Consider the following 23,146-nt stretch of genomic DNA (forward strand, 5'->3'; position numbering starts at 1 on the left):
CCAAAAGCAGAGGGAGGATGCGGCGCCATGATCCGCAATATAGTGATTGGCCTGGGAGCCATCATCGGCATCGTCATTGCCGTCGTCCTGTTCCGCACGGCTAGCTATGGCGCAGAGCCGGTTGGCGGGCGGGTTGAGCTTCCCGCCGCGCCGGCCATCTCGTCTGAACGCGGCGCACAAAATCTTTCCGCCGCGATCCGCTTCCGCACCATCACGGTGGCCCCCGGCGATCCTCGTCCGGGTCAGGAGGAACCGTGGATCCAACTGCATCAATGGCTGGAGGAAACCTACCCCGCTGCGCATGCTGCAATGCAAAAAGAACTGGTGCCCGGCACGCTGACGCTGCTCTACACCTGGGCCGGATCTGACCCGACGCTGAAACCAATTCTTCTCATGGCCCACCAGGATGTCGTGCCGGTAAATATCGGCACCGAGGGCGACTGGACGGGCGCGCCCTTCGATGGCGACATCGTGGACGGCTATATCTACGGGCGCGGAACGATTGACGACAAAGGCTCGCTGGTTGCGCTGATGGAGGCCGCCGAAGCGCTGGCCGCATCAGGCTTTCAGCCGCGCCGCACCGTCTATTTCATGTTCGGGCATGACGAGGAAGTTTCCGGATCGGGCGCGGAGACAGGCATAGCCCTGCTCAAATCGCGCGGCGTCGAGCCGGAAATGGCGCTGGATGAAGGCTTCATGATCGTGGACCCCTCCCCGCTGACGGGCAAGCCGATGGGGTTCATCGGCATCGCCGAGAAGGGATATCTGACGCTGGAAATCATCGCCACCGGCGAGGGCGGGCATTCTTCCACGCCGCCGCGTGATTCGGCGGCCGTGCGCCTTGCCCGCGCGGTGGTGGCGCTGGACGACAATCAGATGAAAGCGGATTTCAGTAAACCTCCGGTGTCTGACCTTTTCCGCTCGGCGGCCAATGACATGCCCTTCATGCAGAAGATGGCGTTTGCCAATCTCTGGCTCTTTGAAGGCATGATCGATCAGCAGATGAGCGGGATTGCGGCGGGCAATGCGATGATCCGCACGACCACCGCGCCGACGATGCTGGCAGGATCGGCGAAGGAAAACGTTCTGGCCCAGCGCGCCAGCGCAATGGTGAACTTCCGCATACACCCCAACAATACCGAAGCGGATATTATCGAGCATGTCCGCACGGTGACAGCCGGGATCGAGGGCATCGAGATCAAGGTTGGGCAGCAGGGCATTCGCGGTGAGGGCGCTTCGCCGGTTTCGCCTACGGACAATCTTGCCTATGCGGTTCTCGCCAGCGTGGCCGAGGCAATCTCCGGCGGCGCGCCCGCGGCGCCGGGCCTGGTGCTGGGGGCGACGGATGCGCGCTATGCCAGCGCGATCACGCCGAATGTCTATCGCTTTGCCCCGGCCATCATGTCTCCCGACGATCTGACCGGGTTTCACGGCACGAATGAACGCCTGGCGGTGGAGAATATGGGCCGGCTGGCGACGGGCTATGCCCAGATCATCCTGGCAATGGACGCGGGGGAATAAGCCGGCAGCGGCGGCCGGAACGCGCGGCCGGTTTTGGGGAAAGGGCGGAAGGCCCTCACCTCCCACCGCCTTTGGCGGCGGGCCCCTCCTCTCCCGGAGGGAGAGGGGTTTTGCGTTGCGCTTGGGGGAAGTCCCAACGGCGCTCCAACGCCTCAGGGCACCAGGACGACCTTGCCGACGACTTGCCGGCTGCGCATCATGTCGAAGGCACGGGGCCAGTCTGCCAGGGGGATCTCGGCGTGGATGCAGGGTTTCACCTTGCCTTCTTCGGCCCATTTCCAGATGGCTTCGAGATTCTGGCGGCCTTTTTCCGGGAACTGACGGCCATATTCACCGGCGCGGACGCCGACGACGGAGAAGCCCTTGATAAGCGGCATGTTCACGCTGATCGTAGGGATGCGGCCCGAGGTGAAGCCGATGACGAGCAGACGGCCATCAAAGGCGATGCAGCGGACGCTTTCATCGAACACATCGCCGCCAACCGGATCGTAGATCACGTCTGCCCCGCGCCCGCCGGTCAGCGCCTTGACCTCTTCGCGGAACCCGCGCGTAACATTGATGACGTGATCGGCGCCGCGCGCCTTCACGACTTTCAGCTTTTCATCCGAGGCCGAGGTGGCGATGACGGTGGCGCCGAGCAGCTTGCCCACTTCAACCGCCGACATGCCGACGCCGCCGCTGGCGCCGTGGACAAGCAGGGTTTCGCCCGGCTGGAGATTGCCGCGCAGGACGAGGGAGACATAGGCGGTGAGGTAAGCCGCGCCATAGGCAGACGCCTCCGCGAAACTGAGCGCGGCGGGCTTCTTGCGCAGGCCGGCCGCAGGCAGGACAAGGTATTCGGAGAAGGCGCCGATGCGGCTGCCCCCGGCGACTTCATCGCCGGGCTGAAACTCCGTTACCCCCTCCCCGACCGCATCCACCACGCCGGCCAGTTCCATGCCGAGGGTGAAGGGAAGCTCCGGCTTCAGCTGGTATTTTCCTTCCGTCATCAGAAGGTCTGGGAAGTTGAGGCTGGCGGCCTTTATGGCCACGCGCACCTCGCCCGCTTTGGGCTGAGGCAGAGGCAACTCTTTCAGGCCCGTACCGGCAAAGTCCGGGGCCAGTTCACTGACAACAAGAGATCTCATTATTTTTTGGCCGCATACATATCATGGACCATCCGGGCGATTTCGGCGCAGGCGGCGCGCGAGCCCGGCGAGAGGAAGGTGAAGGCGGTAAAGGCGTGGGCGAGAGCGTCGTAGCGCTTGTGCTTTACCTTCACGCCAGCAGCCTTCAGTCGTTCGGCATATTCATCCCCCTCATCCACCAGCGGATCATGCCCGGCGGTGATGACGACGGCAGGCGGCAGGCCGGTGAGATCCTGCTCCTGGCCGGGCGAGACGTTGAGATCGGTATAATCGAAGCCTTCGGGGAGATATTGCTTCATGAACCAGTCCATCGTGTCCTGGCTTAGGGAGAAGGTGTTTCCGAAGGCGGTCTTGGAAGGATAGTGCTTCGAGATGTCGATGGCCGGATAGATGAGCAGCTGGAGCGCGGGCAGCGGGCCACCTTCACGTTTCATCCGCTGACTGATGATGGCGGAGAAATTGCCGCCCATGCTGTCGCCGCCCACGGCCGCCTTGCCCGCCGGGGCGCCGTATTTCTCCGCATTCGCCACGCCCCATCTATAGGCGGCAAAGCAATCATTGAGGCCCGCCGGGAAGATATGCGGGGGCGCGAGGCGGTAATCGACGGAAAGAACAGGCGCCTGGGCGCCCTGGGCGAGCATGCCGCAGAAGGCGTGGCAGGTGTCCATATCGCCGATGACGCCGCCGCCCATATGGAAATAGACGATCAGGGGGTGACGCGGATCCTGCGAGGCGGGCGTGTAGAGGCGCACGGGGATCTGGTTTGCGTCCGGCCCCGGAATGGTGAACTCCTCAACGCCGACACCGCCGGGCAGCTTATCCTGGAAGAGGGCAAGCTGGGCTTTCACCGCCTGCTGGACCATCTCTGCCGGCAGGGTGGACATGGGCGGGGCGTTGCGGCCATTCCAGGCGACGAGCTGGAGCTGTGGCTCCAGCGTGCGGCCTTCGGTGGTCATGGGCTTGCCGCCGGCCATATTCACGATCATGCCACCCGGCAGGCTGGCGATCGCCTTGGCGATCACGCGCTGAAGGCTCATGGAACTTCCTCCCTCTTGTCTCTCTGAGGGGAGAAGGTGACGGCATTTTCGCCCGCCGCCAAGGGGTTCCCCGGCGGCGGGAGACTTATCTCTGCGCGTCGAGCGTTTTCATGCCCGAAAGCAGCAGCGTGCAGGCAAAATGCGTGGCGCCTTCGACATCGATGGGCCGGCGCTTGAGCATGTAATCGCCCATCTCGCGGGCAATGCCGATGGCGGCGGCGGTGAGGTATTCGGTGTCGACGGTTGGCTTGATGCCCTGTTTTTCAAGGATGTGTTCCAGGTCCGCCCGGATTTCCTGGGCCACGGCCTGCATTTCAGGCGTATCGACGCGCACGCCGATCAGGGCGATATGGGGCGCGCCATTGTCGATGGCCTCTTCATTCTCCCGCGCGATGAAGCCGAAATAGGCGCGGTAGGCGTGTTCCATATAGTCTTCGAGGTTTTCGGCGCGGGCGCGGACATCGGCCAGCCGGTCGCGGAAACGCTGGGTGGAATCCTCGGCGATGGCCTGGAAGACTTCCTCTTTCGACTTGAAATAATTGTAGAAAGTGCCCGAGGCGAGCTGGGTTTCGCGGATAATGTCGCGCACCGTGGTGGCCTCAAACCCGATGCGGGCGAAGACCTGGCGGCCGGCCTGCAGGATGGCGCGGCGGTTGGCAGCCTTGGTGCTGGCGCGCTTGCCGGAGAGGGGGGCTGGGAGTGTGGTATCGGCCATGGAGAGTCTTCCCGAGTGATATGGGCTGACACTGCACCCGGCGTCATCTCGCGTCAACTTTGCGATCTCGTAGAGCAGCCATGCGTCCGGCATTGGTCAATCTCCGCCCTGCCCCGGCCCGATCCAGGCCATATCCCGGCCTGAGCGGGACCGTTCATGAACCCCTCCCAGCATAGATGGGACACTTTGCGCCTGAAGGGCGCAAGTCCGGAAAGTTACGTATTGCCTACAGGATTTCGTCCGATGGGCGGCCGGGACGGCTTTTATAGCCGGGGATGGACCAGCCGAACTTCATCGCCCCGCCCCGGATGGCGAAGGCGACGAGGGCGGCGGGGATGGCGGCGGCCATGACAGGCAGGCCGGCGAGGTGCAGCCCGGTATAGGTGGCCGCGCCGGCGAGCGCCGCGGTGATGTAGATTTCCGGGCGCAGCAGGATGCAGGGCTCGCCGGCGAGCTGGTCGCGCAGGATGCCGCCGAAGCTGGCGGTGATGACGCCCATCACCACGGCGATGACCGGAGAGCCGGTCGCCTCCAGCGCCTTCCACGCGCCGAACACGCAATAGGCGCCCAGGCCCACGGCATCGAGCCAGAGGAGCAGCTTGTAGCGGGACTCAAAGAGGTGGGCGGTGAAATAGACCAGCACGGCGGTGACGAGGCAGATCATCAGATAGTCGTGATTGACCACCCAGAAGACGGGCACATCGAGGATGAGATCACGCACCGTGCCGCCCCCTACCCCGGTGAAGGCGGCGAAGAACAGGAAGCCGATGATGTCGAGCTGCTTGCGCGACGCCGCCAGCGCGCCGGTGGCGGCGAAGACGGCGATGCCGGCATAGTCGAGGATCAGGATGGGGTTCATGGCGCGCTCCCTGTGCTTGAGGCAGAGGGATGGGGGAGAGCGGCGGGGGCGTCAATTGGGGGCAAATTCAACCCCACTTAATCAACGCCCGACTACCATTCCTGCAGTTCCTCAGCGTAGTCATGAAAATCCGGTGGCCATTGCCTGCGGACCTTTGCGTCCAACGCATCTATTGTAACTTTAAATGACACATGAAGCGTGGATATCGCTTCATCGATACTGCAAATATCTCCAATATGTGACTCTCGGCCTCGACCGTATTCATACGCTCTGTCTACCAACTTTCTAAGACAAAGAGTGTCGTAAAAAAGCTGGACAATATCCAGCTCCGATATCGATCGAGCGGCATCCGTTGAACGTTGGAGAAGTCGGTTGAACCGAGATTCATAAATTTGCCCCCAAGCAAGTATTCCTGCAAGCTTTTTGGCGTCCTCTAAATGACAACATTCGATTGTGCTACTTAACTTGGAAGCAGCGGAGTTGGGGTAGGAAGGAACGTCCACAGCAACGAAATCGCCACCTTCATCTAAGAATTTCCGAAGCTCATGAATTCGAGCTAAACAATTATCCGTATACTTTGCATATTCTGACAACGCCGAAGGCAGAGCGGCCCTCAAGGCTCGCGATCTGCGTTTTAGTCGATCTTCTTCAAGTGCGTTCTGTTGAGAAATTTGATCCCTAATTGCTCGAACTGTTATGAATGCCGCCAAAATGGCAAAGCTGCCAGCAATCAACGCTTGGTCCAAATATATCCAATAGAGCGGATATGAAATATAATTTGGCAACCAATCAACGGGTCCCATGCCGATATCCTGCCCCTCCCTCTTATGCTAACTTCATAAATCGATTCTCCAAAGATAATGCTGCGCTGAAATTAGTCAGCGTATAAGCTGTAGGTAGCGGCAGATAGATATTGCAATTAGCTTCTCCGGGATGGGCACTCTGACGGGCTTTGCCCGTCGAGTGTGACGAGAGGGTAAGGATTGTTCGCCAACCGCTTTGCAGCGGTTGGCCTTCTCGGGGAAATCGCAGGGCGATTTCGGGTCCCTCGAAGCCCCCTCCGTCCGCTTCGCGGCCACCTCCCCCGCTGCGCAGGGGAGGATTGCGTTGCACTTCATTGAGGGGGCGCGGTGATATCCTCCCTTGCGAAGCGGGGGAGGTGGATTGCGCGGGACGCGCAAGACGGAGGGGGCCTTGTGACGGAGGGAAGGTCCCGGACAACCGCTTTCGCGGTTTCCGGGATGACACGGGGTTAGACGGTGGCGGCCTTCCCGTCCACACGCTCCGCCAACTGACGATCCCGTTTCATCCGGCGGCGGATGGCGAGGATCATGCCGAAGGTGACGCGGATGAGGATCAGGAGGAGGACGCCCATCAGGGGTTCGTCCGTGCCGAAGGCGAACATGGCGCCCAGGATGATGGCGACGTGCAGGGTGACGATGCGGCCATAGGGGGCGGTCATTTCGGCGTCGAGCCTGGCGCGGGTGATCTCTCCGCGGGCGATGAAGTCTGTCAGGAAGACAGCGAGGTTTGCCGCGAGGATGGCGCCGAGGAACCAGAGCATGTGGGGCCCCGTGCCCAGCGCCCAGGTGATGAGGCCCTGGGGCGAGGGCAGGCCGATTTCCTGGTTCGAGAAATTTGCGATGAAGACGCCGTGACCCCAGCAGAAGGCGCCGTAATGGACGCAGAAGAAGGGCACGAGAAAGAAGACAGCCGCCCCGCCTATCATTCCTTTGCTGAGCTGGGTGAGGCCGGCCCCCAGCATACGGGCGGCGGCGAAGAGGCCGATGACGAGGTTTTCCAGCCAGTAAAGCGCCACCAGCGGCGTGGCGCCCCAGCCGAACTGAAAGATGGCCCAGATGGGCAGGAGATCAACCGCCAGATTGAGCCAGGACAGCGGATCGGCATAGGCGCGCGCGATCAGCGATGGCGTGTATTTTCCTGTCATGGCGGCCCCCTGCCCCGATCCCCGCCGGGGAGCGTTGCAGATCAGTATCCGGCCTGCAACGCCCCTTCATAGGGGGGGAAGGAGAAGGGATCGTGCGAGGTGAGGCCGTAGGAGCCGCTGGGATTGTCGATATTGCCGGTGAGAATTTCGTAGTGCAGGTGGGCGGCCTGGGCATTGCCGGTGGCGCCCATCTGGCCGACGGGCTGGCCAAAGCCGATGGAAACGCCGGGCGTGATGCCGGGGGCGAAATAATCGAGATGGGCGTAGCGGGTGTAGACGCCGTGGCCATGATCGAGCACGACATTCAGGCCGTAGCCGGAGGAATTCTTGGCCTCGATCACACGGCCAGGCGCGCCGGAATAGACAATGCCGGGCGGGCGGTTTGTCAGATCGATGCCGGCATGCAGGCGCCCATCCCGCTGGCCATAGCCGGAAGCGAGGCAGACATCATTGACCGGCGCCGACGCCAGGATCACGCCATAGACGACGATGATGGGCTTGAACTCGGTCAGCCAGCGCTCGCCATCCATCAGCGGCGCATTGGACACACGCATGCCGGGGCAGGCGCGCAGATAGGCGTTTGGCTGAAACGGGCCCTGGGGCGGATTGCGGATGTCGCCGGGCGGGCCATAGTCCACCGGCGGCATCCGCAGGATGGCCCGGGAGGGGCGCTGGTCGATGGGCGCAGGCGCGGAGGCGCAGGCAGCGGCAAGCAGAAGCCCCGCCAGAGCCAGACCAGACGCCCCTGCCCTCACGCGCGGACCTGCGCCCGCTTTGCCCCGCGCTCGATCTCTTTCAGCAGATCGCGGACATAGAGATTGAAATCCACCTGCATCCGGTGGCGCGGGCTGTCATAGAAATGGCCGAGATGGGCCTGTTCATCGGCAATCGTCACGCGGTCCATCTCCTCATGCGAAGGGAAAGCGTAGCGCCCCTGCAGCGCGGCGGCCACCAACTTTGACTGTTGTTCTGCAAAGTTAACCAAAGTGGGCAGCGGCTGGGCGAGGCCGAGGAAGAACAGTGTTTCGCGGCCGGGCTTTACCATCCGCTTGTAAAGGGAGAAGACGTTGTCCTTCGGGGTCAGCTCATCCTGCTTGAAGAAGGGGAAGGTCGTGTTGTAGCCGGTGGCCCAGACGATGGCGTCGATTTCCTCGGTGGTGCCGTCAGTGAAGTGGACGGTGTTGCCGTCGAACCGGTCGATACCGGGCTTGGGAAGAATGTCGCCGCAGCCGACGCGGGTGAGGAATTCTCCGGAGACGGAGGGGTGGCCTTCCAGCGGCTCATGGTCTGGCTTGGGCAAGCCATAGTCTTCCATGTTTCCGATGGTTTTCTTGATCTTCTTCTTGGCCAGCGACCGGCCGAGACTGGGGGGCATCCAGGCCGGGAGGACGGCTTTATCCGCAGGGCGGCCATCCATGTACTTCGGCATCACCCAGACGCCGCGCCGCATGGAGATGAACAGCTTTTCCGCAATCGGGCGCTGGGAGAGCTCAGACGAAATGTCCATCGCCGAGTTGCCCGCGCCGACGATCATCACGCGCTTGCCGCGGAAATCATAGGGGTCGAACGGGTCGCGGTAGTGGTGGGAGTGGACCTGATAGCCGGTGAAATTGCCCGGATAGGTGGGCGTGCGGGCATCCCAATGGTGGCCGTTGGCGACGCAGACGGCATCATAATCGCGGGTTTCGCCGGTGGAGAGGGTGACACGGTAACGCCCGCCGGGGAGGTCTGCGACATCGGTGACGGAAGTGTTGAAGGTGATCGTCTCGCGCAGGCCGAAATGGTCCACATAGTCGTGGAAATACTGCAGCAGTTGGGCATGATGGGGGAAGTCCGGCCAGTCTGCGGGGACGGGGTAATCCTCGAAGGCGAGGCGCCATTTAGAGGTGTCGATGTGCAGGGACTGGTAGCAGGAGGAAACCCCGTTGGGGTTATTATAGTACCAGTTGCCGCCGATATTGTCGGACTTCTCAAAGCAATCATATGGCAGGCCGGCATCCTTCAGGCGCTTGGCCATGGTGAAGCCGGAGCATCCAGCGCCGATGATACATGTTTTGGGCTTTGCCGCTGCGTCAAATGCCATTTGGGGCGTCTCCTCTTCCGCCGGGGCGGGTCATGTTTGCCGTTTCTTTGGAATTGCTGCGATGTTATCCGGCTTGGATAAGGCGTCAAATCCGGACGCGGGGTAAGCCTCAGATGAATGATGACAAAAACGATCCCGACCGTATCGCCGCCGTGATGCGCGAACATGTCGACCTGATGAACTCGGCCGTGCCCTGGGGCAATGAGGTGGGGTTCCAGGTGACGAAGGTGGAGCGCGGGCATGTGTGGGGCGTGCAGCCCTGGGCGGAGAAGCTGGTGGGCGACCCGGAAACCGGCGTGATCCATGGCGGGGTGATCACCACCTTCCTCGATAATCTCTCCGGCATGGCCTGCACGGCGGCAATGACCAAACTGCGCTTCGTGGCGACGATCGATCTGCGGATCGACTATATGCGCCCGGCCGAAAAGGGCCTGCCGATCATCGGCGAGGCAGAATGCTACCGCGTGACCAGGAGCGTGTGCTTTACCCGCGCCTGGGCCTATCACGAGACGCGCGACCGGCTGATCGCGACATCGGCGGGCACCTTTGCCATCAACAAGCCGCGCTTTGGCTCTCAGAGCCCGCAAGGAAAGACGCTGCCATGAACCCGAACCTGACCAATCCGCGGGCGGATGAAGTGGACGCCATCCTGAAGCGCGTGCCGTTTGCGCAGACACTCGGCATGCGCTGCGAGGTGATGGGCGACGAGATGACGGCGATCCTGCCCTTTCAGGAAAAGCTGATCGGGAACGTGACCATCCGCGCGCTGCATGGCGGGGCGATTGCGTCTTTCCTGGAACTGACGGCAATGCTGCAGGTGTTCCTCGTTTCCGACATGCCGCGCCCGCCGAGGCCGATCAACATCACCATCGACTATCTGCGCCAGGGCCATGCCAAGGATCTTTATGCGCGCGCCTTCGTGATGAAGATGGGGCGGCGGATGGCATCAGTCCGGGCCGAAGCCTGGCAGGAGAACCGGGCAGACCCGGTTTCGGCCATCACAGCGCATTTCATGGTGGCGCAGGACTGAGCAGCGCCCCTGCCCGGCTTTCCAGAAGCTGTACTGATGACTTCACACCGGGCGCCGGGATGGTATCCTTGCGCGGAAGCTTGCGGATGATCCGTTCGCACGCAAAGCAGACAGGCCCGGACGGGCCGGAGATTGGTGGACATATGAAACGCGCCTTTGTAGCCCTCGCCCTCGGCCTGACGGCCTGTGCCAGCGCCCCTTCAGCGGCCCATGCCGACGATCTCGACTGGATGAGCGGCTGCTGGCGCAATGACGAGCGCACCTACAAGGAAGTGTGGACCAAGCCCGAGCATGGCTATCTGTTCGGCTATGCGCTGAACCTCAATGGGGAGGTGGCGACCTATTTCGAGCAGACGCGGATCGAGCTGGGCACGCCGGCGACGTTCAATGCCTATCCGGGCGGCTTCGGGCCTTCGGCTTTCACTGAGGCAAGCCGCGGCAAGAACACGATCACCTTTGCCAACCCCTCCCACGATTTTCCGCAGCTGATCACCTATACCCGCGATGGCCGCCGGATGACGGCCACCATCTCGCGCATGAACGGCGACCGGGCGCAGACCTTCCAGTTCCGCCGCTGCTAGGCCGCGCCTGTTACTGAGGGTTTTCGGCCGGCAGGTCGGGCTCGCCGCCGAAACGGGCCTCCCAGGCGGGTGTCAGCTTGCCGGAAAGCTCAGCAGCCGGAATGGTGATCTCATAGGACCCTTCCGCATACGGGCCGGCATCATAGGGCGAGAAGAGCACGGTGATGCCGCCGAACTTGCCGGCCTCAGTGGAGGGGGCGAGGGTGAAGTTCTGGCCGAACTTACTGGCCGCCTCAGCGTCGCTGCCGAGGATTTCCTCCACTTCGGCAGGCACATTCGCCCGCGCAGCATCATCATAGGCGCGCTCTGACTTGGCTTCGATCAGGTGTTTCTTCAGGCTGGCGCCATAGCCGGACATATCGGTGACGACCGCCTCCAGCGAGATGGGGTATTCATCGCCGCGCTCATGCACCAGGCCGGTGAGGATGTAGTTGGGGTGGGCCCCGGCGGTATCGACCATGGTGAACTGCTCGATGCCGATCGCGTCGCCTGCCTGGGCGGACTGGGTGAAGCGGATTTCCATCGAATAGGGACGGAACCAGTTTTCCTCCCCGGTGGCGGCAGAGCGCTCGCGGGCGTCGGCGCCGTCGCGGATAGCGTCTGCCTTGAAGGCTTCAAGCCGGGACTTGGCCGATGTCATCAGATCTTCCGCCAGGGCGGACTGAAACGCTGCAATGCGGGAATCGACGACGGCGCGGACGGAGTAGTCTTCTGCCGTTTCCTCGAAGACCGGGCTGCCGAGATCTACCGGCAGCGGTGCGCTTTCAGGAGAGACGGTTTCCTCTGCCCCGGCCTCTTCTCCCGAAGCGGCATCCCCGGCGGGCGTCTCATTTGCCGGAGCGCAGGCGGCCAGCACCAGCGCAGCGATCGATGCGGTGAGGAAAAGAGGTTTCATCCGATATTCCTTACAGGCTGAGCAGTTCGGGGTCTCCGCCCTGAGCGGTGATGTTGACACTTACCACCCGCTCTGTGGCGAAACGATGGAGATAATGGGGGCCGCCCGCTTTCGGGCCGGTGCCGGAGAGCCCCTCCCCGCCGAAGGGCTGGACCCCGACAACGGCGCCGATCATCGAGCGGTTCACATAGGTGTTGCCGACCGGGCAGGCTGCTTTGACGGCCGTGTGGAAGCTTTCGAGGCGCGAATGGATGCCGAGGGTGAGGCCATAACCCTTGGCTTTCAGGCCAGCGGCGACGGCAGCGACATTATCCGGATCATAGCGCAGGATATGCAGGACGGGGCCGAAGGTTTCCTCGCTGATCTGGTCGAGCGAGGAAAGTTCCACGAGCGCCGGGCCGAAGCCAAAGCCTTCTTCACCGATCTTTCCGGCGTCCAGCTGGTGGAGGACTTTCGCTTCGCGTTGCATGCGCTCCAGATGGGCCTCCAGCGCCTTGCGGGCATCGGCATCGATGACCGGGCCGGTATCGGTTTGCGGCAGGGCAGGATCGCCAAGAGCCAACTCGTTCATGGCGCCGATCAGGCCATCGATGAGGTGATCCGCCGTTGCGTTGGGAATGAAGGCGATGCGCAGCGCCGAGCAGCGCTGCCCCGCCGAGCCGAAGGCGGAGATGATCATGTCGTCGATCACCTGTTCGCGCAGGGCGGTGGTATCGACAAAGAGGCCGTTGAGGCCGCCGGTTTCGGCGATCAGCGGAATGATCGGGCCATCGCGGCCTGCCAGGGTGCGGTTGATGAGGCGCGCGGTGGAGGTGCCGCCGGTGAAGCAGACGCCAGAGACGCGCAGGTCTGCCGTGAGGGCCGCGCCGACCGTTTCTCCCCTGCCCGGCAGAAGATGCAGCGCATCGACCGGCAGGCCCGCCTTGTGGAAGAGGCGCACGGCCTCGAACGCCGTCAGCGCCGTCTGCTCGGCAGGCTTGGCAACAACCGTATTGCCAGCGGCGAGGGCGGCGGCGAGCTGGCCGGTGAAGATGGCCAGCGGGAAGTTCCACGGGCTGATGCAGCAGAAGACACCGCGCCCGTGCAGGGAGAGATGGTTCGTCTCACCCGTCGGCCCCGGAAGGCGCACGGGCCCGGCAAAGTCATGCTCTGCCTGCTGAGCATAGTAACGGCAGAAATCGACCGCTTCGCGCACTTCGGCGATGCCATCGGGCAGCGTCTTGCCCGCTTCGCGCGCCATCAGGGCGATGAGCTGGGCGGCGTTTGCCTCCATTACATCTGCCATGGCGTGGAGATATTCGGCGCGCTTGGGGCCGCCGAGATGGTCCCATTCAGGCTGGAAGGCGGTGGCCGCGTCCAGCGCACGATGGATGGCGTCAGCGTCTGCCTCTTTCACCGCGCCCAGCGCCCGGCCGGTTTCTGCGGGCATACGGACGAGGTCTCCGCCGCCGGTTTCAGGCTTTCCGGACACAATGGGGCCTGCCGCATAGGCCGGGCCATCATCCAGCGCCTTCAGCGCGGCGGCAAACTGGCCGCGCACGCCTATCTGGCTGAGATCATGACCGGCAGAGTTGCGGCGGCCAGCGCCATAGAGGCGCGGCGGCGTCGGGATGCGCGGATGGCGGCGGGGACCGATCTCCACCTTGGCGATGGGGTCCGCCACGACCTGTTCTGCGGGCACTTCGGGATCGAGGAAGGAATGAACGAAGCTTGTATTCGCGCCGTTCTCCAAGAGGCGGCGGACGAGATAGGGCAAGAGGTCTTCATGCGCGCCGACCGGCGCATAGACGCGGACGCGGTTTCCGGCGTCAGCGGCTTCATAGAGCGGCTCGCCCATGCCGTGCAGACGCTGGAATTCGAAATTCGTGACGCCGGCCGCCTGGGCGAGCAGATCGACGGCGGCCAGGCTGTGGGCGTTGTGGGTGGCAAAGGCCGGATAGATCGCGGGAGAGGCTTCCAGCATGGCCTTGGCACAGGCCAGGTAGTGAACATCCGTACCCTGCTTTGTGGTGAAGACCGGGAAGTTCGAATAGCCCTCGACCTGGGCGTTCTTGATCTCGCTGTCCCAATAGGCGCCCTTGACGAGGCGGACCATGAAACGGCGATTGGTTTCCCTTGCCAGGGCGGCGAGACGGTCGATCACGGCGCGGGCGCGCTTCTGGTAGGCCTGCACGGCGAGGCCGAGGCCGGTCCAGTCTTTCAGGGAGGGCTCGCGCGCCAGACGCTCGAAGATCTTCAGGCTGATAACCAGGCGGTGGGCTTCTTCAGCATCCAGGCAGAGGCCGATATTTGCCTTGGCAGCGGCCTGACAGAGGGAGAGCACACGCGGATACATCTCCGCCATCACGCGCGCTTCCTTGACGGCCAGATAACGCGGGTGAAGGGCGGAAAGCTTGACCGAGACGCCGTTCGCCTTCTCAGGCGGCAGCGCGAGGTCTTTATCCGCAGCCACGGCGGCGATGGCATCGTGATAGGCCTTGTAATATCGGTTGGCATCCTCGGTGGTGCGGGCGCCTTCGCCCAGCATGTCGAAGCTGAAATGGGCGGCATCACCCGATTTCACCATACGCCGGCCGCGCTTGAGCGCTTCGGAGACTGTCCGCCCCAGGACGAACTGCTCGCCCATGATGCGCATGGCCTGCATCATGGCGGCGCGGATGACGGGCTCGCCGCTCTGGCGCACCAGGCCGGAGACGAAATTGCCTGCGCCCTTCTGGGCATTTTCCGGCGCGCCGATGACACGGCCTGTCAGCATCAGGCCCCAGGTGGAAGCATTGACCAGCCAGCTGTCAGACTGGCCCTTATGAGCGCCCCAATCGCCGGAGCGGATCTTTTCGGCGATGAGATCGTCTTTCGTTTCGGCGTCCGGCACGCGCAGCAGCGCTTCGGCCAGGCACATCAGGGCAAGGCCTTCGGAATTGGTGAGGCCAAACTCTTCCAGGAAGCTTTCCATCATGCCTTTGCGGCGGCCCTTGGCGCGGGCGATCATGACCAGCTCCCTGCCCCGGCGGACCGCGCCTTCCCGGATCGGCTGAGGCAGCACCCCTTCCTTCAGCAGGCCTTCGAGGAGGGCTTCCTCATCGGCAAATTTCAGCGCATCGAGCGCATCCCAGTCGAGCGCGGTCTGAGGCAGGGTATCAGGCATAGTGTGGGTCCGTCTGGCGAGGCCGGGGCAATATTCTGCCGCTTATACCTCAGCCTTCAGACAAGAATACCCCCAACGAGGGAGTGTCCCAAAACACCCCTGCGCCGCAGTGTCCCCCTTTACGCCCCGCGCCAAGCCCGTCAGATTGCGCCCGCGAAAGGCCCGCGGGGGGCCCATAACCATGGAGCCGGCATGCGCATCATGCTCGTCACCGATGCCTGGGACCCTCAGGTCAATGGCGTCGTACGCACGATGAAGCGCGTTATCGCCGAGACAGAGGCCATGGGCCATGTCTGGGAGATCGTGCATCCGGGGGATGGGTTCATGACCATGCCCCTGCCGACCTATCCGGAGATCAAGCTGGCGCTGTTTGCCCGCCGCAGAATTCGCGAGCGGTTTGACGAGTTTGAGCCCGACGCCGTGCACATCGCCACCGAGGGCACACTGGGTATGGCCGGGCGCGCCGTCTGCCTGACGGAGAAACACCCCTTCTCCACCGCGTATCACACGCGCTTTCCCGAATATGTTTCGGCGCGCCTGCCGGTGCCGGTGGCGTGGGGTTATTCCTTCGTGCGCTGGTTCCACAAATATTCGGGCAAGGTGATGGTGGCGACGCCGTCTCTGCTGGACGAGCTGCGCCAGCAGCGCTTCATCAACCTCGTCTCCTGGAGCCGGGGGGTGGATACCGAACTGTTCAACCCGGCCAAGCGCATCGAGGAAGGCGAGCCGGGCGACCCGTTTGCGGGCCTGAAGCGGCCGATCTTCCTGAATGTCGGCCGCGTCGCGGTGGAGAAGAATATCGAATCCTTTGCCGAGCTGGACCTGCCCGGCACCAAGGTGATCGTCGGCGATGGGCCGCAGCTGGAAGAGCTGAAGAAGAAATACAAGGATGTCGTGTTCCTGGGCGCCAAGTTCGGCGATGATCTGGCCGCCCATTATGCCAGCGCCGACGTGTTCGTGTTCCCGAGCCTGACCGATACGTTCGGGCTGGTCGTGCTGGAAGCGATGGCGGCGGGCACGCCGGTGGCTGCCTATGATGCCACGGGGCCGCGCGATGTGATCCCCGGTTCGGGCGCGGGCACCATCACGCCGGTGGGCGGCAATCTCCGCCAGGGGGCCATCGACTGCCTCAGCCTAAGCCGCGAGACCTGCCGGGCCTATGCGGAGACCTATAGCTGGCGGGCCTGCGCTGAGGCGTTCATCGAGAACCTGCAGCCCCTGCCCGCGCCAGAGCGCAAACGTTTCTGGCAGAAGATCCGTATCCGGCGGCGCAGGCAGCCGGCAGGGCCGGGTTTCTAGAGGCGTCGCTCAGGCCGGATCAGTAGCCGCGGCTTTTGGCGACGAGGCGGGCGGCGATCTGCTGCTGCTCAAGCAGTTCATCTTCATGCAGCGGGACAAGGCCCTGTTCGAGAAGATAGCCGTCCGGCCCGGCGGCGCCGTCATCGACCGAGAACTCCACGAACTCTGCCAGGCCATCCACCAGCGGCAAATTCTGTTCCTTCACATAAAAGAACATCAGACGGGCAAGGCCGTATTCCCCGGAATTGATATTCTCGAATGTGGGCCCGACGCCGCTGAAGGCCGTGCCTTTGATGCGATCGGCATTCTGTTCGAGAAAGGAAAAGCCCAGGACGCCCAGCGCTTCGGGAGACTTCATCAGGGACTGAACAATCGCCGAATCATGCTCGCCGAAATCGATCCACCGGCCATCTGTGCGAATGGTGTGGGAGCGCAGCTTGAAGGCGTCGGGGTCAGACGCTTTCAGGTCCGCCAGATCCGGGATGCCCAGAGCGCCCTTCTCCATGCCCAGCTCGTTGAAAGCGTCGCGCGTGCCTGATGTGGGCGGCTGGCCAAACACCAGGATCGGAGCGTCGGGCAGCTCCGGCGAGACTTCGTTCCAGCGCGTGTGGGGATTCGGGATGAAGCCGCCCTTGCCATCAGGAATATCCTTGGCGAGGGCCAGAAACATCTGGGTTTTTGTCATGCTGAAATCCGGGCCGCCTTTGGCGTTCGCCAGCACGATACCGTCATAGCCAAAGGCCAGCTCGGTGATGTCTGTGACGCCCGCCTTCCGGCAAAGCTCACGCTCGGAATCGGTCATCGGGCGGGATGCGTTGGCAATGGACGGGGTGATCGGGCCTACGCCTTCACAGAAGGCCTTGAAGCCGCCGCCGGTGCCGGTGGATTCCACAATCGGGGTCGAAAACCGCGTGACGACCCCAAACCGCTCAGCAACCGGCCGGGAGAAGGGCGCCACCGTGGAAGACCCGACAATCTTGATCTTCTGATTGCGCGCAATCGCCGGCACAGGCTTGGTGCCCGGCTCACCGGTATCGAGCTGCGAGAGGTCGCTTTGGCTGCAGGCGGCCAGGGCAAGCAGGCCGGCGCCCAGCAGGCTGATACGGCGAAAGAACATCGGAAGACCTCCGGGAACAGCGCCAATGCCGCAGAGATCGCGGTTTTCGGAGCGCCATTTTACCATGTTTGCAAGCGCTATCTGGCGCAGCACCGTTACCCTTTTGTGACAAGCTTATGTAATGGGCAAAATTTCTTCTTGCATGCCCGGGCATTGTACACTATTTCGACCCCTGAAATTCGATGTGGCGGACATCTGGGCTAACCCGATAAGGGGGGCCCCCTGTACTAACGCCCAAAGCTGGTTTGAAGCCCTTTGGAGGTTAGGTGTCATGCACACTTACGCGACCCCGTATCATATTGCGCGCGAGCAGAAGCCCGAGCTGCCGACCTATTGCTTCCGTCCGGAGCGTGTGACGGCGGCTGCGAGCTGGTTCGTGGAGAAATTCCCGGCCCAGCCCTTCTATGCCGTGAAGGTGAACCCTGCCCCGCACGTCCTCGACGCGCTGTGGGAAGGCGGCATCCGCAGCTTTGACGCGGCTTCCGAAAAGGAAATCGAACTCATCCGCGGCCGCTTCCCGGACGCCCGCATCGCTTTCCTGCACCCGGTGAAACCGCGCCAGGCGATCCGCCGCGCCTACTTCAATCATGGTGTGCGCATCTTCGTCACCGACTCGATGGCCGAGCTGCAGAAGATTCTCGACGCGACCGACTTTGCGAAGGATCTGACGATCCTTGTACGCATTGCCGTGTCGAATGAAGGATCGGCCCTGCCGCTTTCGGGCAAGTTCGGCGCCAGCGCCGGAGAAGCGGCTGAAATTCTCAGCGTTGCCCGCCGCTATGCCGATGAGCTGGGCGTGTCATTCCATGTGGGCAGCCAGGCGATGAAGCCTTCTGCCTGGGCACAGGCGATGGCAGATGCCAGCCGCGTCATCATTGACGCCGGCGTGACCGTGGACATCGTGGATGTCGGCGGCGGCTTCCCGGCGATCTATGCCGACAAGAACCCGCCGGCGATGGACGACTATGTTGCCATGGTGATGCGCTCGTTCGAGAACATGTTCGTTCTGGAGAACGCTGATCTGTGGTGCGAGCCGGGCCGCGCGCTGGTGGCGGAAGCCGAAAGCCTGCTGGTGGGCATTGATCTGGTGAAGGGTGACGCGCTCTACATCAATGAAGGCTCCTATGGCGCGCTGTATGACGCCGTGCACGAGAACTGGGTGTTCCCGATGCGCGCGATCTCGGGCGACGGGCGCAAGCTGGGCCGGATGGTGGAATACACCGTCTACGGACCGACCTGCGATTCGGCCGACATGCTTCCCTACAAGGTCTGGCTGCCGGCCGGGCTGACCGAGGGCGACTATGTGGAGATCGGCAATATCGGCGCCTATGGCCGCTCGATGGCGACGCGCTTCAACGGCTTTGGCGAATCCGATCTGGCGATTGTCCAGGATAGCCCCTGGCCGTCGCTCTATGGCTCGGCCGAAGGCGCCGAGGTCATCTCGATCGGCTCGATGGCCACGAACTGAACCTCGGGAAAACCGTAGCGTCTCAGGACGCGGACGGTGCCCTCTTCCCTTTCAGGCGGACTTGTGAGGCAGGCTGTGCCTCCCTGTCCGCCTGATTCATTTCTGGCAGGCAGTACACGGATTGTCTGGCGGGCGATGGCCGCGCCGCTGTCAATATAGCTGACGGCCCGGGGCGCGGTGGCAATGAGCTGCCCGCGCACCAGCGGGAAATGTGTGCAGGCCAGCACGACCGTGTCGATCTCATCGCCGCCGGGCGCTTCAAACAGCGGAGCCTGCGCAGCGGCGAAAGCCTCCGGCGGCACGTCCTCTCCGCGCGCATGGGCCTCGGCGAGTTTGACCAGTTCCAGACTGCCATGGAGAATGACGCGCTTGTCGCCCGCAAACTCCTCGATCAGGCGGGCGGTGTAAGCGCGCCTGATGGTGCCAGGGGTGGCGAGGAGGCCGATGGTTCCGGTCTCGGTCAGCCGGGCTGCCGGCTTGATGGCTGGCACTGTGCCCACAACGGGAATATCCAGCGCGGCGCGCACGTCGGCCAGTGCCAGCGTGCTCGCCGTGTTGCAGGCAATGACGAACACATCCGGGCAGGCCGCCTCTACCAGCGCCTTGGCCACCACCGGCAGGCGGGCGCGCAGGGCGTCGTCAGACTTGTCCCCATATGGGAAAAAGCCGGTATCGGCGGCATAATGCACCGAAAGCCGGGGCCCCAGCGCCCGGATTTCCCCGGCAACGGTCAGCCCCCCGACCCCGGAATCGAAGACGAGAACACGCCCCCTGGCGGGCGAAGGCTCAAACGGAAAGGGCGCATCGGCAGTCATATCCGGCAGTTAAGACCATTCCTCAGCGGCGAAAACGGGGCGGAACCGGGCTTTTGGCATGAGATTTGTTGTGCAGCGCACAATAGCGGCGTAGAAAAGAGCGAAGCTGATGGATATGAAACCGATGTTTGACTTGTGGCTGGCGCCCTGGCGCGCGTCTCTCGCCCTGACCTCCGCATCGCTCGACACGATGCTGGCCGTGCAGAAAAGCATGATGAGCTTCTCCGCGATCACCCTTGCGGACGGTTTTGACAGCGCAGACGAAAACTTCATGCGCCAGGCATTCCAGCTGACCGCCGACGCCAATGTGCGCCGCTGGGCAGATGCGGCCGGCGTGCTGCAGGCCATGCCCGACTGGTATCATCAGGCGGCCAACGGCCCCGGCGCGGTTCTGACCGACATGTTCGACAAGGCGCGCCGCTCGCTCGACTAGGCGTCTCAGGCAAGCTCCAGCGCCCTCAGGACGGCCCCCTGATCGAAATAAGGCCGCTCGCAGATGATCTTGTCACCGCCGGGCGGAAATTCGAAACTTGCCGCCATGCGCACCTTGAAGGGCCGGCCCGTCGGCGCCACCACCCTGTCTTTCAGGCGCAGCGGCCCAAGATGGGTTCCCGTGAGCCAGAATTCGACCAGCACCGTATCACCGGCATGGGCGATGGCGATGATCTCGTTGCCCTGATCTGGAAAAGGCGTGCGCGAGGCATCGAAATAGCCGCGCACGGCCGCCTCGCCGTCAAACACATTGCCGGAGCCATACATTTCGTAGCGGGGATGCTCGAAGGTGGCGATGACGCCGTCCCAGTCATGGGTCACCTCCAGCGCCATATGGTCCTTTACCAGCTGGATGCGGCGCTCTGCCAGGTCCGTCATGATCACTCCCTCCCTGTTTTCCTGAGGCTACCCCAAGACGCCCGCCGGGGCCATGGTGATCAGACCCAGCCATGGACTTGCGCGCATTCCTGATCTAGGCGGAAGGAAATGCCCTTCCCCAGCGAGATGGCCGAAATCCATGCCCCTTTCCATCGATCAACTGAAAACCATCGAACAGCGCCTGCTCTGGCTTGCCGCCTGGACAGTCCACAATGCCAACCATCTTCGCGAGAAGGCCGACGATGATGTGAAGGTGGGGGGGCATCAGGCAAGCTGCGCGTCGATGGTGTCGATCATGACGGCGCTGTATTTCAATGTGCTGCGCCCGGAGGACCGGGTGGCCGTGAAGCCGCATGCCGCGCCGGTGTTCCATGCGATGCACTATCTGATGGGCAGCCAGACGCGCGAAAAGCTGGAAAACTTCCGGGGCTATGGCGGGGCGCAGTCCTACCCCTCCCGCACCAAGGACATTGACGACGTGGATTTCTCCACCGGTTCGGTTGGCCTCGGCGTGGCGGAAACTGCGTTTGCCGCGATCATTCAGGATTACCTGATCGCCCGTCCGTGGACGGATTTCGGATCCGGCAAGCGCCCGGCCGGCCGCATGGTGGCGCTGGTGGGCGACGCGGAACTGGACGAGGGCAATGTCTATGAATGCCTGCAGGAAGGCTGGAAGCACGGCCTGCGCAATACCTGGTGGATCATCGACTATAACCGCCAGAGCCTCGACGGCGTTGTGCATGAGGGGCTGTGGGCGAAGATCGAGGCGATCTTCAAGGCGTTCGGCTGGCGCGTGGAAGTGCTGCGCTTTGGCGCGCTGCAGCGGGCGGCCTTTGCTGAAGCAGGCGGTGAGCGGCTGAAGACATGGATCGAAGCGTGCCCGAACTCTCTCTATTCGGCGCTGACCTTCATGGGCGGCGCAGCCTGGCGCAAGCGTTTGATGGATGACCTTGGCGATCAGGGAGACGTGGCCGCTCTCATCGAGCGGCGCTCTGACGCAGAGCTCAGTGAGCTGATGAACAATCTGGGCGGCCAGTGCCTTGAAACGCTGCTCGAAGCCTTCTCCCGCGCGGATGATGACCGCCCGACCGTGTTCCTGGCCTATACGATCAAGGGCTGGGGCACGCCGCTGGCCGGGCACAAGGATAACCATGCCGGCCTGATGACCAAGGCGCAGATGGCCGATTTCCAGAAGGCCATGGGCGTGGCCGACGGCGAGGAATGGGAGCCCTTTGCAACGGTTGCCGAGCCCGGCGAGTTGCAGGCCGCGCTCGCGCAGGTACCTTTCTTTGCCAAAGGTCCGCGCCGGTATTCGGCGCCGCGTGTTCCCTCCGCTGGCCCGGTGTTTCTGGATGACGAAATGCTCTCGACCCAGGCGGGCCTTGGCAAGATCCTCGACGCGCTCGCCCGCGGCGACAGCGAACTTTCCCAACGCATCCTGACCACCTCCCCGGATGTGACGGTTTCGACCAATCTGGGCGGCTGGGTGAACCGGCGCGGCCTGTTTGCCCGCGAGGCGAAGGGGGATACCTTCCGTGAGGAGAGGATTCCCTCCGCGCAAAAATGGGCCTTCTCTCCGGAAGGTCAGCATATCGAGCTGGGCATTGCAGAGATGAACCTCTTCCTGCTGCTGGGCGCGGCGGGGCTTTCCCATTCCCTTTTTGGCGAGCGGCTCATTCCGGTCGGCACGGTTTACGATCCCTTCGTGGCGCGTGGCCTCGATGCCATGAACTATGCCTGCTATCAGGACGCACGCTTCATCATCGCGGGCACGCCTTCGGGCGTCACGCTGGCTCCGGAGGGCGGCGCGCACCAGTCCATCGGCGCGCAGCTGATCGGCATGAGCCAGGACGGCATCGTTTCGTTCGAGCCAGCATTCCTCGATGAACTCTCGATCATCATGGACTGGAGCTTTGACTATCTGCAGCGCGACGGCGAAGGCGACCCGGACGAGCGCACCTGGCTGCGCGACGAGACGGGCGGCTCGGTCTATCTGCGGCTTTCTACCCGGCCCGTGGAGCAGGTGCGCGCCTGGTCCCGCGAGGATGCCGCTTTCCGGCAGGGCGTGATCGATGGCGGCTACTGGCTGCGGAAGCCCGGCCCGAATGCCGAAGTCATCATTGCCTATCAGGGGGTCATCGCGCCGGAAGCCATCAAGGCAGCCGCCCGCATCGGCGAAGGCCGGCGGGATATCGGCGTGCTGGCCGTCACGTCTGCCGACCGGCTGAACTCGGGCTGGACCGCCGCCCGCCGCGCCCGCGCGCGCGGCCAGAAGACCGCCCTCAGCCAGATCGAACGGCTGATGGAGAGCGTGCCGCGCCATGCGCAGTTGATCACCGTGACCGACGGGCACCCCGCAACACTGGCCTGGATCGGCGGCGTGAAGGGCCATGCCGTCACGCCGCTGGGGGTCGAGCATTTCGGCCAGACGGGCACGATCGCCGATCTCTACCGGCACTTCATGATTGATGCTGACGCGATCGTCTCGGCGGCCAGCCACCTGTCTCCCGGCAAGAGCCTATAAGCCCTCGGGGCCCATCCTGTTGCAGACACGGCAGATATGCCGAAATTTCCTTTCGCTCGGGAGAAGAATTCACGGATTAAAACAACGTGATTTTTACCGGTTGATCATAAAC

21 protein-coding genes are annotated in these 23,146 nt (G+C 63.1%); 8 read left to right on the forward strand and 13 right to left on the reverse strand.

Translation table 11 applies throughout. From position 1 onward, the window contains the following. Positions 1-27: 27 nt before the first annotated feature. Positions 28-1,521 (forward strand): M20 family peptidase, encoded by a 1,494-nt coding sequence (locus ACQKI2_RS15490; RefSeq protein WP_427380517.1) that lies wholly within the window; start codon positions 28-30, stop codon positions 1,519-1,521. 152 nt (positions 1,522-1,673) lie between these two features. On the opposite strand, the gene ACQKI2_RS15495 is transcribed toward ACQKI2_RS15490, so the two are convergent. The 8 genes from ACQKI2_RS15495 to ACQKI2_RS15530 all read right to left on the reverse strand — a co-directional run bounded on the left by ACQKI2_RS15495 (position 1,674) and on the right by ACQKI2_RS15530 (position 9,290). Then, the gene (locus ACQKI2_RS15495; protein WP_427380518.1) at positions 1,674-2,648 is read right to left on the reverse strand and encodes an NADPH:quinone oxidoreductase family protein; all 975 of its coding nucleotides are present in this window, start codon (positions 2,646-2,648) and stop codon (positions 1,674-1,676) included. After that, a complete protein-coding gene (locus ACQKI2_RS15500) occupies positions 2,648-3,685 on the reverse strand; it encodes an alpha/beta hydrolase (RefSeq protein ID WP_427380520.1) in 1,038 nt (345 codons plus the stop codon). The genes ACQKI2_RS15495 and ACQKI2_RS15500 overlap by 1 nt, the downstream gene beginning before the upstream one ends. An 85-nt stretch (positions 3,686-3,770) precedes the next feature. Further along, positions 3,771-4,400: a TetR/AcrR family transcriptional regulator gene (locus ACQKI2_RS15505; RefSeq protein ID WP_427380522.1), complete on the reverse strand. Its 630-nt coding sequence runs from the start codon at positions 4,398-4,400 to the stop codon at positions 3,771-3,773. Between the two features lie 226 nt (positions 4,401-4,626). Continuing rightward, positions 4,627-5,259, reverse strand: coding sequence for a trimeric intracellular cation channel family protein (locus ACQKI2_RS15510; protein WP_427380524.1), 633 nt, complete (start codon positions 5,257-5,259; stop codon positions 4,627-4,629). A gap of 92 nt (positions 5,260-5,351) precedes the next feature. Beyond that, positions 5,352-6,062, reverse strand: coding sequence for a hypothetical protein (locus ACQKI2_RS15515; protein ID WP_427380525.1), 711 nt, complete (start codon positions 6,060-6,062; stop codon positions 5,352-5,354). A gap of 449 nt (positions 6,063-6,511) precedes the next feature. Then, the gene (locus ACQKI2_RS15520; protein WP_427380526.1) at positions 6,512-7,207 is read right to left on the reverse strand and encodes a DUF6498-containing protein; all 696 of its coding nucleotides are present in this window, start codon (positions 7,205-7,207) and stop codon (positions 6,512-6,514) included. A gap of 41 nt (positions 7,208-7,248) precedes the next feature. Next, entirely contained in the window at positions 7,249-7,962 is a 714-nt protein-coding gene (locus ACQKI2_RS15525; protein ID WP_427380527.1) for a M23 family metallopeptidase, read from the reverse strand. After that, a complete protein-coding gene (locus ACQKI2_RS15530; RefSeq protein ID WP_427380528.1) occupies positions 7,959-9,290 on the reverse strand; it encodes a flavin-containing monooxygenase in 1,332 nt (443 codons plus the stop codon). The genes ACQKI2_RS15525 and ACQKI2_RS15530 overlap by 4 nt, the downstream gene beginning before the upstream one ends. A 113-nt stretch (positions 9,291-9,403) precedes the next feature. On the opposite strand from ACQKI2_RS15530, the gene ACQKI2_RS15535 reads away from it, so the two are divergent. The 3 genes from ACQKI2_RS15535 (at position 9,404) to ACQKI2_RS15545 (ending at position 10,901) form a co-directional block, all read left to right on the forward strand. Continuing rightward, positions 9,404-9,895 (forward strand): PaaI family thioesterase, encoded by a 492-nt coding sequence (locus ACQKI2_RS15535; RefSeq protein WP_427380530.1) that lies wholly within the window; start codon positions 9,404-9,406, stop codon positions 9,893-9,895. Beyond that, positions 9,892-10,320: a PaaI family thioesterase gene (locus ACQKI2_RS15540; RefSeq protein WP_114106483.1), complete on the forward strand. Its 429-nt coding sequence runs from the start codon at positions 9,892-9,894 to the stop codon at positions 10,318-10,320. Before ACQKI2_RS15535 ends, ACQKI2_RS15540 begins: the two co-directional genes overlap by 4 nt. Positions 10,321-10,406: 86 nt before the next feature. Next, positions 10,407-10,901 (forward strand): DUF6265 family protein, encoded by a 495-nt coding sequence (locus ACQKI2_RS15545; RefSeq protein WP_427380532.1) that lies wholly within the window; start codon positions 10,407-10,409, stop codon positions 10,899-10,901. A gap of 10 nt (positions 10,902-10,911) precedes the next feature. Here the strand turns inward: ACQKI2_RS15545 and ACQKI2_RS15550 are convergent, their stop codons facing one another. Continuing rightward, the gene (locus tag ACQKI2_RS15550; RefSeq protein ID WP_427380533.1) at positions 10,912-11,796 is read right to left on the reverse strand and encodes an RsiV family protein; all 885 of its coding nucleotides are present in this window, start codon (positions 11,794-11,796) and stop codon (positions 10,912-10,914) included. A gap of 10 nt (positions 11,797-11,806) precedes the next feature. Next, positions 11,807-14,941 carry a bifunctional proline dehydrogenase/L-glutamate gamma-semialdehyde dehydrogenase PutA gene (gene putA / locus ACQKI2_RS15555; protein WP_427380535.1) on the reverse strand — a complete coding sequence of 1,045 codons (3,135 nt, stop codon included), beginning with the start codon at positions 14,939-14,941 and terminating at the stop codon, positions 11,807-11,809. A 192-nt stretch (positions 14,942-15,133) separates the two neighbouring features. Between putA and ACQKI2_RS15560 the strand changes: the two genes are divergently transcribed. After that, positions 15,134-16,240: a glycosyltransferase family 4 protein gene (locus tag ACQKI2_RS15560; protein WP_427380536.1), complete on the forward strand. Its 1,107-nt coding sequence runs from the start codon at positions 15,134-15,136 to the stop codon at positions 16,238-16,240. A 19-nt stretch (positions 16,241-16,259) separates the two neighbouring features. Here ACQKI2_RS15560 and ACQKI2_RS15565 read toward each other — a convergent pair whose 3' ends face one another. Then, complete coding sequence (locus tag ACQKI2_RS15565; RefSeq protein WP_427380538.1) at positions 16,260-17,357, reverse strand: substrate-binding domain-containing protein; 1,098 nt, start codon at positions 17,355-17,357, stop codon at positions 16,260-16,262. A 271-nt stretch (positions 17,358-17,628) separates the two neighbouring features. Between ACQKI2_RS15565 and ACQKI2_RS15570 the strand changes: the two genes are divergently transcribed. After that, entirely contained in the window at positions 17,629-18,825 is a 1,197-nt protein-coding gene (locus ACQKI2_RS15570; RefSeq protein WP_427380540.1) for a type III PLP-dependent enzyme, read from the forward strand. Here the strand turns inward: ACQKI2_RS15570 and murI are convergent. Continuing rightward, positions 18,768-19,640 (reverse strand): glutamate racemase, encoded by an 873-nt coding sequence (gene murI, locus ACQKI2_RS15575; protein WP_427380541.1) that lies wholly within the window; start codon positions 19,638-19,640, stop codon positions 18,768-18,770. The two genes, ACQKI2_RS15570 and murI, sit on opposite strands and share 58 nt — an antisense overlap. Positions 19,641-19,749: 109 nt before the next feature. Here murI and ACQKI2_RS15580 point away from each other — a divergent pair, with 109 nt between their 5' ends. Then, the gene (locus ACQKI2_RS15580) at positions 19,750-20,073 is read left to right on the forward strand and encodes a hypothetical protein (protein WP_427380543.1); all 324 of its coding nucleotides are present in this window, start codon (positions 19,750-19,752) and stop codon (positions 20,071-20,073) included. Positions 20,074-20,078: 5 nt separating this feature from the next. Here ACQKI2_RS15580 and ACQKI2_RS15585 read toward each other — a convergent pair whose 3' ends face one another. After that, complete coding sequence (locus ACQKI2_RS15585) at positions 20,079-20,510, reverse strand: ester cyclase (protein WP_427380545.1); 432 nt, start codon at positions 20,508-20,510, stop codon at positions 20,079-20,081. A gap of 139 nt (positions 20,511-20,649) precedes the next feature. Between ACQKI2_RS15585 and ACQKI2_RS15590 the strand changes: the two genes are divergently transcribed. After that, positions 20,650-23,034 (forward strand): transketolase, encoded by a 2,385-nt coding sequence (locus ACQKI2_RS15590; RefSeq protein ID WP_427380546.1) that lies wholly within the window; start codon positions 20,650-20,652, stop codon positions 23,032-23,034. The last annotated feature ends 112 nt before the right edge of the window (positions 23,035-23,146 follow it).

The organism is Hyphomonas sp. NPDC076881 (assembly GCF_050269995.1).
Lineage (GTDB): Bacteria > Pseudomonadota > Alphaproteobacteria > Caulobacterales > Hyphomonadaceae > Hyphomonas.

Bases quoted from the DNA above. Each gene is read 5' to 3' on its own strand.
- ACQKI2_RS15550 (WP_427380533.1), bottom strand. From the start codon at position 11,796: ATGAAACCTCTTTTCCTCACCGCATCGATCGCTGCGCTGGTGCTGGCC.
- ACQKI2_RS15515 (WP_427380525.1), bottom strand. From the start codon at position 6,062: ATGGGACCCGTTGATTGGTTGCCAAATTATATTTCATATCCGCTCTAT.
- ACQKI2_RS15590 (WP_427380546.1), top strand. From the start codon at position 20,650: ATGCCCCTTTCCATCGATCAACTGAAAACCATCGAACAGCGCCTGCTC.
- ACQKI2_RS15530 (WP_427380528.1), bottom strand. From the start codon at position 9,290: ATGGCATTTGACGCAGCGGCAAAGCCCAAAACATGTATCATCGGCGCT.
- putA (WP_427380535.1), bottom strand. From the start codon at position 14,941: ATGCCTGATACCCTGCCTCAGACCGCGCTCGACTGGGATGCGCTCGAT.
- ACQKI2_RS15495 (WP_427380518.1), bottom strand. From the start codon at position 2,648: ATGAGATCTCTTGTTGTCAGTGAACTGGCCCCGGACTTTGCCGGTACG.
- ACQKI2_RS15535 (WP_427380530.1), top strand. From the start codon at position 9,404: ATGAATGATGACAAAAACGATCCCGACCGTATCGCCGCCGTGATGCGC.
- ACQKI2_RS15560 (WP_427380536.1), top strand. From the start codon at position 15,134: ATGCGCATCATGCTCGTCACCGATGCCTGGGACCCTCAGGTCAATGGC.
- murI (WP_427380541.1), bottom strand. From the start codon at position 19,640: ATGACTGCCGATGCGCCCTTTCCGTTTGAGCCTTCGCCCGCCAGGGGG.
- ACQKI2_RS15510 (WP_427380524.1), bottom strand. From the start codon at position 5,259: ATGAACCCCATCCTGATCCTCGACTATGCCGGCATCGCCGTCTTCGCC.
- ACQKI2_RS15490 (WP_427380517.1), top strand. From the start codon at position 28: ATGATCCGCAATATAGTGATTGGCCTGGGAGCCATCATCGGCATCGTC.
- ACQKI2_RS15505 (WP_427380522.1), bottom strand. From the start codon at position 4,400: ATGGCCGATACCACACTCCCAGCCCCCCTCTCCGGCAAGCGCGCCAGC.
- ACQKI2_RS15585 (WP_427380545.1), bottom strand. From the start codon at position 20,510: ATGACGGACCTGGCAGAGCGCCGCATCCAGCTGGTAAAGGACCATATG.
- ACQKI2_RS15545 (WP_427380532.1), top strand. From the start codon at position 10,407: ATGATCCGTTCGCACGCAAAGCAGACAGGCCCGGACGGGCCGGAGATT.
- ACQKI2_RS15570 (WP_427380540.1), top strand. From the start codon at position 17,629: ATGCACACTTACGCGACCCCGTATCATATTGCGCGCGAGCAGAAGCCC.
- ACQKI2_RS15520 (WP_427380526.1), bottom strand. From the start codon at position 7,207: ATGACAGGAAAATACACGCCATCGCTGATCGCGCGCGCCTATGCCGAT.
- ACQKI2_RS15500 (WP_427380520.1), bottom strand. From the start codon at position 3,685: ATGAGCCTTCAGCGCGTGATCGCCAAGGCGATCGCCAGCCTGCCGGGT.
- ACQKI2_RS15580 (WP_427380543.1), top strand. From the start codon at position 19,750: ATGGATATGAAACCGATGTTTGACTTGTGGCTGGCGCCCTGGCGCGCG.
- ACQKI2_RS15565 (WP_427380538.1), bottom strand. From the start codon at position 17,357: ATGTTCTTTCGCCGTATCAGCCTGCTGGGCGCCGGCCTGCTTGCCCTG.
- ACQKI2_RS15540 (WP_114106483.1), top strand. From the start codon at position 9,892: ATGAACCCGAACCTGACCAATCCGCGGGCGGATGAAGTGGACGCCATC.